We start from the raw sequence: 12,704 nt of genomic DNA, 5'->3' as shown, positions 1-12,704 counted from the left end.
CATCAAAGCGAAGCGTTCTGGATCGTGCCGGTGTCGAGTGCGCGCTCGATGAGACCTTCATCGAGCGCCTTGCGAATGGCATGGGCGATCAACTTGTCAGGCGGAGCGATATCGGCCTTCAGCGCGCCCAGCATGCCCGCGGCATCGAACACGACCAGCGTTTCGGCGGAATCGTCGCGGCTGATGATCACTCGGTGGTGAGCCCCCTCGTCTTCGCCGAGGCTCGCGCAAAACCGCATCGGCTGGCCGTCGATCATCTGCTCGAAGTTCTCGATCATCGCAATGCCCTCCTCATGGCGCCACAGCGGACGTTATGTTCTATGCAGCAATTTCCGTGCGCGAACACCGTACGCCCTGGGCGGCGTTGGACCGCCGAGGCACTACGTCAGAGCAAATGCCGTTTAGGCGCACGCGCCGCATCCACGCTGATGCCGCCCGCCCCGGTCACGAACAGCAACAGGAAGCCGCCCGCGATGCAGACGTTTTTCCAGAAGTGGATGACCATATCGTGCTGAATCGTCGGATCGACGACGTTCCAGAAATCGTGTCCCAGCACGGCCGACAAAATGGTGTAGGCAGCCATACCGAGCGCCAGCGGCCGCGTCCAGAGTCCGAGCACGAGCATCAGCCCGCCGAGCGCCTCGACCGCCGTCGCGATCGGCGCTGCAATCTGGACGAAAGGAACGCCTTTGGTGTGCAAGTAGCCCACGAAGCCGGAATAGCCGAGCAATTTCATCACGCCGCCCCACAGGAACAGCACGGCAAGTGCGAGACGAGCGATGAAAATGACGCCGGAATCGACGGGACGCGTCATGAATACCTTCTCCTTCTTCGATCGAGCAAATGAAAAAGCGGGCGTCGCTGCCCGCGTCGTTGGACAGGATATGCGGTGCGCCGGGGTTTTCCAAGCGCCGCGCGTTCCTGAAGCGGTAAAGACCGAAAGAAAATGTAAAAGCGGGGTCATGAACAGGCCCCGCGTGTTAGGGCCTGTCCACGCTGATTACAGGTTGGCGAACGTGCCCTAAGCGACGTGCTGGCTATGCCCTGCCTCGCCTTCCTCGGTGTGAACCGCGCCGAATACGCCTAGAGGACGAATGAGGGGGCCTTCCGAGCGCAGCCCCATCGCGTTGAGCAACCGGTAAAGCGTGGCGCGTGAAACACCCAACTCGGCCGCCGCACTCGACAGGCTGTAGGCATGACGCGCAAGCGCTTCGCGTATCGCCGCGCGTTCCGCTTCGCAGCGCACTTCAGCAAGCGTGCGCCCTGCCCTCGGGCCTGCGTCCGGGAGCCCGAGATCGGCAGCGGTAATAAACCGTCCCTCGGCCATGACCACTGCCCGCCGCACGCAATTGATCAACTCACGCACGTTGCCGGGCCACGCATAATTGAACATCGCCGCCACGGCATCGCTCGAAAAACCGCGGATCTTGCGCGCGCCGTCGCGCTTGTGCAGCGCGAGCGCATGGTAGGCGAGCAGCTTGATGTCGTGTCCGCGCTCGCGCAACGGGGGCTCGTCGAGCCGCAACACGCACAAACGGTGAAAAAGGTCGGTGCGGAACCGGCCGTCCTCCATGGCCTGATTCAGATCGACGTGCGTCGCCGAGATGATCCGCGCGTCGACATGGACAGAGCCGTTGCCGCCTAGCCGTTCGATCGTCCCTTCCTGGAGAAAGCGCAGGAGAACGGCCTGGCACTCGTGCGGCATATCGCCGATTTCATCGAGGAAAAGCGTGCCGCCGTCAGCCGCTTCGATGCGGCCGATTTTCCGTTGCAATGCGCCCGTGAACGCGCCACGCTCATGGCCGAACAGTTCGGATTGCAGCAGCGATGGTGGAATCGCCGCGCAATTGATTGCCACGAACGGCTTGCCCGCGCGGGCCGAGCGTTCGTGAATCGCGTGAGCCGTCAACTCCTTGCCCGTACCGGATTCGCCGGCGATGAAGACGGGGGCATCGTTGCGCGCGCACTTTTCGACGCCGCGATAAAGCTGCTGCATCGGTGCGCTGCTCCCGACCATCGTGCAGCAACCGGCCGCGGGCGGAGCCTCCGTCGCTTTCAGACGCAATGTGGATAACCCGTGCGCATGGCCCAGAACGATGGCCAGCCGCTCGTCGCCGCACGGCATCGTCACGAAATCGAAGCAGTAATCGACGATGAACCGTCTCACCGACGGAAGATCGGCCTGCCCACGTCGGACGAGCGCAACCCACGTCGCTTCGGTATGGCAGACGCAGCTTTCGAGCTCGGCCAGTTGGTCGTCGGTGACATCAGGCGGTAACGAGACCACCCCCACCCGGACCGCACCCCGTTCGAGCAGCCGCTCGACCTGCGGTGCCGCCTTGGCATGTACGACGTGCCAGCCCGCCATCACTAGGCCGTCGACGCTGAGCGGATCTGACTTCAGCGAGACGAAAAGAACCGTACGTTCCGCCTTCAGCGGATTCACAACGTCAGGCATGGTGCTGCTCCCCGGTATCGATGCGCATGCGCCTCGCGAGCCCAAATCTAATTGGTTCGCATCGATGCAATATTGACGACGATCAACTTCGGCAACCAGCCGCTCTTGCGCTATATCCGAATTCGTTCGCCATCGCTGCGGCGAGTCGTCTCACGCGACCCTGCCTATTTCATCCCGCCTCGATTGTCGGGACGTCCGATTTCACAGATGCAAAAGCCGGCCCCGCAGATCCATTGGGACCGAACTCATGCCTGTGCCTACCCTTTTATCCTCGGAGTTCTTTCTCTCGTTCGTGCTTTGGAGTACAGCCGTCACGTCTAGAGACGCGCCGTACACCGCACGTTTCAAACCCTCATGCACTGCAACATATACGAGAGTGGACAGAATTTCCATAAGAAAATTACCGGTAGGTCAAACACCGACGGCAATTTCTACGTGTACGGTACCGGACATACTGAATTAGCCGGACTTTTTAATCTTGAAAGCGACGCCTAGGCGGTCGAAACGGCGCGAGCCAGATGGGAGGTGGTGCATGAAGCGGGAAGGGAAAGCACGAGCATACTTTTCAGCGCCTGCAGAAGTATTATTTTTCTGCTAGCTGGCTACAGATTAAAACGCCTGTAATAATGTCTTCCGCGCCGAGTGACGACGCAGTTTCACGCAGGCAAAGGAAAGTCAAATAACAATCGATTGCGGTTGGGAAAACCGGCGGATAATCGGATACTCACAGGGGTAAAGCATGGCGATCGCATCGGACGCCCATCGCGGCATAAGCCGAATAGAGCTTTACACCGCCACCGCGCTGATGGCGCAGTTGGTGCTGCTCGCGATCTGGATGACGCGCTATTTCGTCCTCGACCCATTGCACACTCCGATGGTCGGCTGGGACTTTGCGGTTTTCTGGTCAGCCGCACGCGTCGCGCTACAACACGGTGCGCCGATGGTGTTTTCGCGCGATCTCATGGCTGCGATGGAGGCGAACGTAACCAACTTGGGCGGTGTGGGGTTATGGCCCTACCCGCCTACATTCCTGCTGGCCGTCATCCCGCTCGGTCTGCTGCCATTCGCCGCTGCATATGTCGTTTTCGCAATTGCCGGGGTCATCTGCTACACCCTCGCGGTGAGATATTTGGCCCGGGGCGTCGATCGAACGCAGCTCGTCTTTCTGGCCGCGTTCCCCGGGGTTGCGGTCACGTTGCTTGCCGGGCAAAACTCCTTGTTCACCGTGGCGGCGGCCGGCTGCGCGCTCGCGTTGTTGCCAGCACACGGTTTGCTCGCCGCCGGCTGCATCGTCGCGTTCGCCATCAAGCCACAACTCGGCGTGCTCTTTCCTGTCGTGCTGATCTGCGCGAGACAGTGGAAAACCCTGATCGCGGCTGGCGCTTTCAGTCTCGCTTTCGCTGCAATCAGCGCCGCGGCGCTGGGATTCGAAGCATGGACGTCGTTCGCAGCGTTTCTTCCGGAATTCAACCGCTCCGTCGTCGAGCTAGGCGGCCGGCTCTGGAACGGTATGCCGACGGTTTTCGCCATGAGCCGCATCGCGGGCCTGTCCACGCATGCGGCGTATCTCGCCCAAGCGATCGTGGCGGTACCGGCGATCGCCGTCGTAGCGTTTCTGTGGGTGCGGCCTGCACGGCATGACCTGCGCGCCGCGGCGTTCGTCGTCGCCACGATGCTGGTCCAGCCGTATTTCATGTACTACGAGCTCTGTTGGCTGGTGCTGCCAATCGTTTTCCTGATTCGCGATGGCAGGACCGTTCCGCTGAATCGCGTGGAGTGGGCCATTCTCCTCGCGGCATGGCTCGCGCCCGCCCAGGGCATGCTCGCCGTCGCGCTAAAGACGCCCGTTCAGATCGCACCAGCCGTCATGATTGCCATGCTCGCAGTGGTCGTCCGGCGGCATGCGCTCACGGATGCTCACACTGCTTGACGCTCAACGGGCGGCGACCCGGGTTCGCAGCGAGAGGGGCTTACGCCCGTGGTCGGCGCGCGTCGCGTTGCGCATCACGGGCAGGGTGCTGATCTTCTTTCGCGCTTGATAACGTCGCCGTACGAGGTAAATCGGGCGCTCCTTCGTTTCATGGTAGATGCGCCCGACATATTCGCCCACCACCCCCACGCCGATCAGCTCGATGCCGCCGAGGAAGAGCATTACCGAGAGCAGCGACGCATAGCCGGGCACAGGATTGCCGAAGATGAGTGTCCGACCAATGACGAAGCCGCCATAGCAGAACGCGAGCAATGCAATCGCGCTACCGATGTAAGTCCAGCTGCGCAGCGGTACCGTACTGAAGCTGGTGATGCCCTCCAGGGCAAAGTTCCAGAGCCGCCACCCCGAAAACTTCGAATGGCCAACGCTACGCGCTTCCCGCTCGTACTCGACGATGACCGTCTTGAATCCGACCCAGGCGAACAGGCCCTTCATGAACCGTCTGCGCTCGGGCAAGCTGCGCAGTGCGTTGACGACTGCGCGATCCATCAAGCGGAAATCGCCGACGTTCTCGGGAAGTTTGACTTCGGAGAGCATGTTGTGAACGCGGTAGTAAAGGCCCGCCGTCACGCGTTTTGCGAACGTATCGCTGGCGCGCGAGCTGCGCTTGGCCGCAACGACTTCAGCACCGTCGAGCCAATGCTCCACCATGACGGGAATGAGTCCCGGCGGGTCCTGCAAGTCCGCGTCGATCGGAATCACCGCATCGCCGGCTGCTTCGTCGAGCCCGGCGGTCAACGCAGCTTCCTTGCCGAAGTTTCGCGTGAGATCGATCACACGCACGCGAGCGTCGCGCGCGCTCGCCCGAACGAGCTTGTCGAGCGTACCGTCGCTGCTACCGTCGTTGATGCAAACGACCTCGAAGCGTATCGTCTCGATCGTTTCGAGCACGGCAACGAGGGTGGAGAAAAACGTATCGACGGCCGGCTCTTCGTTGTAGAACGGCACAACGATCGAAACCAGCGGCTTGAAGGTTCGAAAAGACATGATTCCCCCGTCATGCGCGTGCTGTCGGCGCGCAACATTTCATTTGGTTCAACCGTGTGCACCCGCCGGCCCTTCTTCGCGCACATTCGCCCAGCACGCCCCACGCGCAGCGCGAGCCGCATGCCGCTGCGCCGCGATACTGCGAATCAGCACGAAGAGCGTCGCCGCAAGGATCAACGGGATGAACTGAATGTGCAGAATCTTGACGAGCGAGATCCCGAATATCGGCGTGAGCCAAAGCACGATCAGCCACTCGCGTTCGAGCGGCCGCCATCCACGCGCCATGCCGTACTTCGCGTACCACGCGACAACGACGCCGAGCCACGCCAGGTCGTAGTCGTAGAGATAGGGGCTCACCATTAGCGATGCGCAAACGAGCGTCGCCGCCCGTAGAGACTGCGACGCCTCGCGCGACCATGCGTACCATACGGCCGCGATAGCCGACAGCGCAGACACAGCCTGCGCCGCATTGGCCAGCATCGTCGGTCCACGCATCAGTTTCACGAGTGAATAAGCGGATGGAACGCGATGCAGCGCTGCACGCCCCGACTCGACGTATCCGGCTGCCGTTCCCATGTTGTGGAGAAAAGCGTAGAGCGTATCGATACCGAAGAGGGCAACCGAGAGCGCGAGCATCGAAAGCGCCGTCACCGCAAGCGCCCCCAAAGCCCGCCACGACCTCGCGCACAGCAGTGCAAACGGCACCAGCACGGCCAGTTGAGGCTTCATGCATAGGACACCGAAACAGATGCCGGCGAGCACGGGGCGGCGCGGCAGCAAGACGAGCCCGAACGCCACGAGCGACGCGGTCAGGAGTCCGTTTTGCCCCGTCAGCACGGCAAGTGCGGCGCCGGGAAACGCCACGGCGACGATCCAGACTTCGCGACGCCCGACGATGAGATGCATGGCCTTGACGAACGTCGCAAACGTGCCACCGAGAAAAATCGCTGCGGAGATTTTCCAGGGCAGCAAGGCGAACGGAGACACGAAAAGTAGAAAGCTCGGCGGATAAAGCCACGGCAGCACGCCCGGCTCGTGCGATAGCGCGGCGCGCTCGACCTGCTCGAGCACCGCGAAGTTGTATGCGTCGACGGCATGCCCTGCGATCGCGAGATGCGCCGCGCTCCAGAATGGAACGAAGTCGATCGCCAGCGGACTCATATGGCCCGGAGGCCCAATCATCGTTCGTGCGATATAGATCGCGTAGAAGCACAGATAGCAGATCAGCGCACCAACCGAATAAAAGTTGAGGCGGTCCGTGGTGAGCCAATGCGCCCCACGCTGGCCGCCCAATCGTTGCCAAAACGTCGATGCAATGGTTTTCGCTGTCATAGTCATGTCCCCGAACTGATACTTACCGCTCGCTCGCCGCGCCTGAGCGCGCACGCCGCAGCACCGCCCACAGCAAGACGAGCAGAACCAACGGCCCGACTTGCGGCAGCATCGCGATGCGATTGAAGTGTTCGTAGATCGGCAGCAGCCAGCCGGCGAGCCACGCCGGTTGCTCGCCGCGCAGCCAGCCCCCTTCGAGCGCCAGCGCCGCCAGGCAAACGAGTGCGACGCCTAGCCAGACGAGCTCGTAGTGCCACACATAAGGACTCGCGAGCAATCCGGCAAGCGCGACGGCGGCCGCGCGCAGACGTGGATCGGCGCAGCGTTGCCAGACATCGCAAGCGGCAACCAGTGCCACCGCAGTGACGCATGCCTGGCCGGCGTAGGCCGCACCGAGCGGCACACCGGCAAGACGCAGGGCGGACAGCGTCGTCGGCGAAGCAAACCAGAAATGCTGGCCTCCGTGGTCCAGCAATGCATCACGCAGGACACCCGCGTTGGTGAAAAATGCGGTCAACGATTGGATGCCGTACATGAGGGTGCCGGCGGCGGTCGTGACGACCGCGGTCAGTGCGGCCGCAACGAATGCTTTCCAGGCGCGCGACGCGATCAGTACGAACGGAAATACGAGAGCCACCTGCGGCTTGATCGCCAATAGACCGATGCACAGTCCCGCCACGACCGGCTTTTCCGCGACCCAGCATACTGCCAAGGCTGCGAGCGCCGCCGTGATCAGCGAATTCTGCCCAACGATGGCGGCAACGAACGCGCCAGGCAACGCTGCCACCAGGAGCACGGCGACACGCTTGCTGCCCAGGCCTCGGTGGACCTTCGATACGCTCGTTGTCGCCCACACGTAGCAGCCCGCACTAACTGCGACAAACAACAAATAGGCAGTCGAGAACGGTAATAGCCCAAGCGGAGAAACGAAGAGTAAAAACGCGGGCGGGTAAACCCATCCGAGCGAATGGACGTCGGCAAAATCGCCGAACAGATCCTTTTGCGCGTCGATGAACGCAACGTGTTCATAGACCTGCGCGGGATGACCCTGGAGTACCAAATGCGACGCGGCCCAAAAAATCGAAAAGTCGATGCCGGGACGCCCCGCGTTGCCGCTCGCAAAGCCGTGGCTCACCCACCCCCATGTGGCGAGGAATGCCACGTAGACGCAGACGATCACACCGCTGCATCCGAGAAGCCGCTGCGGCGTAAGCCAATTCACCGGGCCGCTCACAGCGCCGCCCGCCCCCCGACTCGATAAATACATCGCACCACCCTGGGTCGGCCGTTTCGCAATCCGGTCCTACGGCCTTGTCGTCGATCGTCGTTATCTGCACGCTCGGTCGTACTGCTACCGCCGCACATCACATAGGGGCATTGTTGAGATAAATCGAAGCGACTTGCAAGTCGTACTTGACCTCTAAGCGAGCCTCGATGTGCGCGAACGTACGCCACCCCACATATCGTCCTGTCGCCGTTTGGAGGTCAATGCAACACGCGTATCAAGGTTGAAACGCTTCGGATCGAATGCACCCGTGAATTGAGGCCGGTTACTGGGCCTGGGCTACGAGATGTGCGACAAACATGACGTGTCCCATAGGCAACACGAATCACGGCGAGCGCGATATGCGGCGCGCGTTTGGTCGAATTGCACACATCGCTGAGCGCGCTATCGGGCGTCTCACGTATGAGACATCTGGTGCGCCGCCGGCGTGTTTTCTCCTTCGCGGGAATCGGACATCGCTTGGCGGATAAGGCGATGACGCCCATTGGCATAGCGCTTGCGATGTGAGCCGCACGGAAATCGACGTAGCACGCCCGGTCGCCAATCGGAGTTCCCTACGAGGATCGTTGGAAACGGCGAACGGGCATAGCGCAGGGGGGAAACCCGAGTTTGTGTCGCCGCCAATCGACGCATCGGTACATGCAAGGGAAGAAGAATGCAGTCGATGGACCGTGGCGTCGTCATTCATGACGACGCCTGAAAAGCAACGATAAGCCGGGGGGCTTAAGCATGAAAAACGACATTTGGATGCGGCATCTCGCGTGCCGCAACACAGGACCGGCCGCCTCGTCACGACCCGCCGTTGGACGTGCATCGAGGCCTCGCCCGGCTCTCTTCCGTCAAGCCCCGACATTGAAACCGGCATCGCGTTTTGCGCGGGTACATCCGAGAGCCTCCGGGCTCTCGGGCGTACGCCTCTTGCATATCTAGTCGCTTTGACAGAAACGCAACGTACCCGCTGCAAGGACGCCTTTTGTCTTTTTTGCATTTCCGTGCAGTACCGGCAGTACCGGCAGTACCGGCAGTCCAGTCCCGAAACCACACGGCCAAGGGAATTTGTTTAGTTATCCTAAAGGAGATATCCAAATGAAATTCATCATCGATCAAGCCAAGCGCTTTGTACGGGAAGATGAGGGTGCAACGATGGTCGAGTACGGCCTGATGGTTGCGCTGATTGCGATCGTTTGTATCGGCGCGGTCACCACCATCGGCACGAACCTCGACGCCGTGTTCGTCGATATCGGGGGCTCTCTCTGACGAGCGGTGCGCAGACGCGGGCGGTTCGATCTTTCGATTCATCCGCGTCTATCCCGCTTTCAGGAGTTTGAAACACACAGGGATGGGAGCCCGCCATGACTCCACGGATTGATTCGCTTCTGTCACGTGTCGCTGGATCGACCGCGGGCTTCGTCCTTGAAGACGAAGGCGCGACGATGGTCGAATACGGCTTCATGGTGTCGTTGATCGCGCTTGCGGCATTTGCCTCTGTCGTCTACTTCGGCACGCAATTGCAAGCCCTCTACGAAAACATCAGCAACGAAATTACTGCCGCGCTCTAGTCAGCGCGGGTCATCGAACCAGCCGAGGCCAGCATGATGCTCCCGACTCTTCCGCATCAACCGATTCCGCTTCTCGTCGCCGTCGTCGTCGTGGCAGCCGCGAGTACGGACATCGTCGCGCGCAGAATCCCGAACCCACTGATTCTGCTGGGACTGTTAGCGTCGCTCCTCGTACATGGATGCCTGGACGGAATAGTCGCCGGCACCGGCAACTGGCTCGCGGGCGGCCTCACCGGCTTCGGATTGCTGATCCCACTCTATCTCGTTCGCGGTACGTCTGCCGGGGACGTGAAGCTGATGTTGATGGTCGGCACCTGGGTCGGCCCCGAGATGATCGTCGCGATCACGCTCGCAACCTTCGTGATCGGCGGCGTCTGGTCGATAGGCCTGGCGGTGCTGCGTCGCCGGACGCAGCAGTTGTATCTGAACCTCGCGACCATCCTTCGAGGGGGCTTCGGTCCTGCGCGAGTCGCACGAGCTGGTGTCGCTCTCGCACCCGGACAGATTGCCTCGATCGGCTCTTTACCTTACGGCGTCGCTATCGCGGCCGGGACATTGGGAATGCTGTTCATCGCTACGGCATGACGCAAAAGGTGCAAACCATGGGCTTTTGGCGGATCAACGGATTCTTGGCAAGTTCGAAACCAAGCCATCGAATCGATTGGCCGGCTCACGGTGACTCAGATGTCGAGGCGGGCAGGAGACGAAACATGAGCGACTTCAATGTCGAAGAGCAAGACGAAGTGCGGGTGACCAAGGCGTTGCGCCCGCTCTCGGCGCGGGAGGCGAAGGACACTGCACATGAGCTGCCGCGGGCTCCACGCTCCATTGCCGACACCGGGTTGCCGCCGATTTTTGTCGGCAGGCTCGTACTCAAGTCGACGATGCTGAACGGCAATTCGAGCTTTGCGGATCTCTCCCGGCGCCATTGCCTTCCCGTCTCCGTTCTAGAGGACGTTCTCGCGTTTCTCGTTCGGGAACACCTCGCCGAGATCACGCATCGCGGCGCGACCGACATCGATGTCCAGTTTCGCCTCACCGACGCCGGGCGGAGCGTCGCAGCCGACGAGCTCGCGCGATGCTCGTACTGCGGCCCAGCCCCTGTCGCCTACGAGCAGTATGTCGAAGCGGTACGCACGCACGCGATTCGCAACCAGCATGTCAGCCGCGACTACGTACGCGCAGCGTTCGCCGACGTCAGCGTCGAGCCCTCGCTGCTCGATGCCGCCGGCGCGTCGCTCAACGCAGGCCGCCCGCTGATGCTTTACGGCCCTGCCGGCAGCGGCAAGACGTATATCGCCGAGCGTCTCGGCAAGTTGTTGCGAGGTGACGTCCCGATTCCCTATGCAATCTATGTCAGTGGCGAAATCGTTCAGCTCTACGACCCACTGCTGCATCACGACGCTCCTTCGCAGCCGTACGGAACCGCTGGCGACAAGCGCTGGCGCCTGTGTCGGCGCCCCGTTGTCATTTCGGGCGGCGAATTGACGCTCGACGGCCTCGATTTGCGCTTCGACGCCTCCGCCGGCTTCTATCAGGCGCCACCGCACCTGAAGGCGAACATGGGCCTTTACATCGTCGACGATCTGGGCCGTCAACGCGTCGCCGCGCAGGACCTGCTCAACCGCTGGATCATGCCGCTCGATCGCGGGGTCGATCTCTTCACGCTGCATTCAGGCATGCGCTTTTCAGCGCCATTCGAGGTCTGGCCCGTGTTCTCGACCAACCTCGATCCGGCCGACATCGGCGACGAAGCGTTCCTGCGCCGGCTGGGCTCGAAGCTCCATATGGGACCGATGTCGCTCGAGAACTATCGAGCCGTGTTCGAAGGATGCTGCCTCACCTACGGTCTCTCCAGCTCGCAGGACACCTTCGACTATCTGATCCGCGCTCTGCACGAACTAAGCGGCAAGCCACTTCTCGCCTGCTACCCGCGCGACCTGCTGAGCCTCGTCAGCGCGTCGGCCCGGTATCGCGACGCGCCGCTCGAGGCAACCCCGGAAGGATTGCTCGAAGCCTGGCACAGCTATTTCGGCTCGAACGCCGGAATCGATCGCAGCCATCCGCCCCTACCCGCGACTCCGGCCACGGGCAAACGGCATGCCGCCGGCCAAGCGGCCGACATTTGACGAATCGTTAGGAGTCCTCTCATGAAAAATTCGCGCGCTCTCATCATGTTGGCGATAGCCATGCTGGCTGGCTTGGCCGCCGTCGTGTTCGCCTCCCGCTGGCTCATCCATACCTCATCGAATGCAGTGAGGCCTGTGGCAGTCGCCATCGACGATATCAACCTCGGTCAGCCACTGAACACCAATCTGATTCGTATCGTCGACTGGCCAAGCGGCAGCGTGCCGCCTGGTACGTTCAAGGACATCAAATCGCTTGAGGGACGCGTCGTCCGCTCGAGTCTCATGCGCGGCGAGCCGGTGCTGGAGTCGAAGCTCTCGCCCATCGGCACGAAGGGAGGGCTCTCCGCCGTCATCAACAAGGGCGATCGCGCGATCACCGTGCGCGTCAACGACGTGATCGGCGTTGCGGGATTTGCGTTGCCCGGCAACTACGTCGACGTGATCGTGAACACGCAGGAGCCCGGCGGCACCAACGATCAACGCAGCATTTCGAAGATCGTGCTCGAAAAAATTCTCGTGCTCGCGGTTGCGCAGCAGGTGAGCCGCGACGACACGCAGCCGAAAGTCGTCAACGCGGTGACGCTCGAAGTGACGCCCGACCAGGCGGAAAAACTCGACCTCGCGCGCAGCGTAGGCACGCTGTCGCTCGTGCTGCGCAGCCAGGTCGACAACGACACGCTGCTGACGAAAGGCGCGACGAAGAACACGTTGCTCGGCACACCGGCTGCGACGGTCGCGGCATCGGCGCCCGCACCGGTCAAACCCGCTCGCGTGCACTACAAGACAGCGGCCGCGCCGGTCAAGCGCGACTGCGTCGGCGTGCTGTCGGGCATTTCGGGCGGCGTCGAATGCTTCTAGTGTCGAGGGGCGCGCGTGAGGATCGGCACGCACCGCCCGGGACCCAAAACGACACGTAAAAAGCGGAACTCACGAGGTACAGGCATCACAACCGGGGGGCATCACC

The 12,704-nt window shown here is 61.7% G+C and carries 12 protein-coding genes; 6 read left to right on the top strand and 6 right to left on the bottom strand.

Annotation, left to right across the window (positions count from 1 at the left end; translation table 11 throughout):
- Positions 1 to 2 precede the first annotated feature (2 nt).
- The 3 genes from GWC77_RS08335 to GWC77_RS08325 all read right to left on the bottom strand — a co-directional run bounded on the left by GWC77_RS08335 (position 3) and on the right by GWC77_RS08325 (position 2,458).
- Positions 3 to 278, bottom strand: a complete 276-nt coding sequence (locus GWC77_RS08335) for a hypothetical protein (protein ID WP_173256429.1) — start codon at positions 276 to 278, stop codon at positions 3 to 5.
- Positions 279 to 385: 107 nt separating this feature from the next.
- A complete protein-coding gene (locus tag GWC77_RS08330; protein WP_173256428.1) occupies positions 386 to 814 on the bottom strand; it encodes a DoxX family protein in 429 nt (142 codons plus the stop codon).
- Positions 815 to 1,021: 207 nt separating this feature from the next.
- On the bottom strand, positions 1,022 to 2,458 hold the full coding sequence (locus tag GWC77_RS08325; protein WP_173256427.1) for a sigma-54 dependent transcriptional regulator: 1,437 nt from the start codon (positions 2,456 to 2,458) through the stop codon (positions 1,022 to 1,024).
- A 739-nt stretch (positions 2,459 to 3,197) separates the two neighbouring features.
- Between GWC77_RS08325 and GWC77_RS08320 the strand changes: the two genes are divergently transcribed.
- A complete protein-coding gene (locus tag GWC77_RS08320; protein ID WP_173256426.1) occupies positions 3,198 to 4,388 on the top strand; it encodes a glycosyltransferase family 87 protein in 1,191 nt (396 codons plus the stop codon).
- A gap of 3 nt (positions 4,389 to 4,391) precedes the next feature.
- On the opposite strand, the gene GWC77_RS08315 is transcribed toward GWC77_RS08320, so the two are convergent.
- Genes GWC77_RS08315 through GWC77_RS08305 form a run of 3 tightly spaced genes read right to left on the bottom strand, consistent with a single transcriptional unit; the run spans position 4,392 to position 7,989 of the window.
- On the bottom strand, positions 4,392 to 5,435 hold the full coding sequence (locus GWC77_RS08315) for a glycosyltransferase family 2 protein (RefSeq protein WP_173256425.1): 1,044 nt from the start codon (positions 5,433 to 5,435) through the stop codon (positions 4,392 to 4,394).
- A 48-nt stretch (positions 5,436 to 5,483) separates the two neighbouring features.
- Complete coding sequence (locus tag GWC77_RS08310) at positions 5,484 to 6,767, bottom strand: glycosyltransferase family 87 protein (RefSeq protein WP_254366876.1); 1,284 nt, start codon at positions 6,765 to 6,767, stop codon at positions 5,484 to 5,486.
- A gap of 22 nt (positions 6,768 to 6,789) precedes the next feature.
- Positions 6,790 to 7,989, bottom strand: a complete 1,200-nt coding sequence (locus GWC77_RS08305; RefSeq protein WP_367949021.1) for a glycosyltransferase family 87 protein — start codon at positions 7,987 to 7,989, stop codon at positions 6,790 to 6,792.
- A gap of 1,149 nt (positions 7,990 to 9,138) precedes the next feature.
- Here GWC77_RS08305 and GWC77_RS08300 point away from each other — a divergent pair.
- The 5 genes from GWC77_RS08300 (at position 9,139) to cpaB (ending at position 12,598) form a co-directional block, all read left to right on the top strand.
- Positions 9,139 to 9,309 carry a Flp family type IVb pilin gene (locus GWC77_RS08300; protein WP_173256422.1) on the top strand — a complete coding sequence of 57 codons (171 nt, stop codon included), beginning with the start codon at positions 9,139 to 9,141 and terminating at the stop codon, positions 9,307 to 9,309.
- Between the two features lie 95 nt (positions 9,310 to 9,404).
- A complete protein-coding gene (locus tag GWC77_RS08295) occupies positions 9,405 to 9,611 on the top strand; it encodes a Flp family type IVb pilin (protein ID WP_173256421.1) in 207 nt (68 codons plus the stop codon).
- A 36-nt stretch (positions 9,612 to 9,647) separates the two neighbouring features.
- On the top strand, positions 9,648 to 10,196 hold the full coding sequence (locus tag GWC77_RS08290; RefSeq protein ID WP_173256488.1) for a prepilin peptidase: 549 nt from the start codon (positions 9,648 to 9,650) through the stop codon (positions 10,194 to 10,196).
- A gap of 125 nt (positions 10,197 to 10,321) precedes the next feature.
- Positions 10,322 to 11,740, top strand: coding sequence for an ATP-binding protein (locus GWC77_RS08285; protein ID WP_173256420.1), 1,419 nt, complete (start codon positions 10,322 to 10,324; stop codon positions 11,738 to 11,740).
- A 21-nt stretch (positions 11,741 to 11,761) separates the two neighbouring features.
- Complete coding sequence (cpaB, locus tag GWC77_RS08280; RefSeq protein WP_173256419.1) at positions 11,762 to 12,598, top strand: Flp pilus assembly protein CpaB; 837 nt, start codon at positions 11,762 to 11,764, stop codon at positions 12,596 to 12,598.
- Positions 12,599 to 12,704: the final 106 nt, after the last annotated feature.

The organism is Paraburkholderia sp. NMBU_R16, from assembly GCF_013282575.1.
GTDB lineage: Bacteria > Pseudomonadota > Gammaproteobacteria > Burkholderiales > Burkholderiaceae > Trinickia.
Note: the sequence above shows the minus strand (reverse complement) of the source record. Positions and strands in the feature narration are given on the sequence as shown.

Excerpts from the sequence above, each read along its gene's own strand:
- GWC77_RS08335 (WP_173256429.1), bottom strand. The coding sequence starts at position 278 with ATGATCGAGAACTTCGAGCAGATGATCGACGGCCAGCCGATGCGGTTT.
- GWC77_RS08315 (WP_173256425.1), bottom strand. The coding sequence starts at position 5,435 with ATGTCTTTTCGAACCTTCAAGCCGCTGGTTTCGATCGTTGTGCCGTTC.
- GWC77_RS08285 (WP_173256420.1), top strand. The coding sequence starts at position 10,322 with ATGAGCGACTTCAATGTCGAAGAGCAAGACGAAGTGCGGGTGACCAAG.
- GWC77_RS08300 (WP_173256422.1), top strand. The coding sequence starts at position 9,139 with ATGAAATTCATCATCGATCAAGCCAAGCGCTTTGTACGGGAAGATGAG.
- GWC77_RS08320 (WP_173256426.1), top strand. The coding sequence starts at position 3,198 with ATGGCGATCGCATCGGACGCCCATCGCGGCATAAGCCGAATAGAGCTT.
- GWC77_RS08295 (WP_173256421.1), top strand. The coding sequence starts at position 9,405 with ATGACTCCACGGATTGATTCGCTTCTGTCACGTGTCGCTGGATCGACC.
- GWC77_RS08325 (WP_173256427.1), bottom strand. The coding sequence starts at position 2,458 with ATGCCTGACGTTGTGAATCCGCTGAAGGCGGAACGTACGGTTCTTTTC.
- GWC77_RS08310 (WP_254366876.1), bottom strand. The coding sequence starts at position 6,767 with ATGACAGCGAAAACCATTGCATCGACGTTTTGGCAACGATTGGGCGGC.
- GWC77_RS08330 (WP_173256428.1), bottom strand. The coding sequence starts at position 814 with ATGACGCGTCCCGTCGATTCCGGCGTCATTTTCATCGCTCGTCTCGCA.
- GWC77_RS08290 (WP_173256488.1), top strand. The coding sequence starts at position 9,648 with ATGCTCCCGACTCTTCCGCATCAACCGATTCCGCTTCTCGTCGCCGTC.
- cpaB (WP_173256419.1), top strand. The coding sequence starts at position 11,762 with ATGAAAAATTCGCGCGCTCTCATCATGTTGGCGATAGCCATGCTGGCT.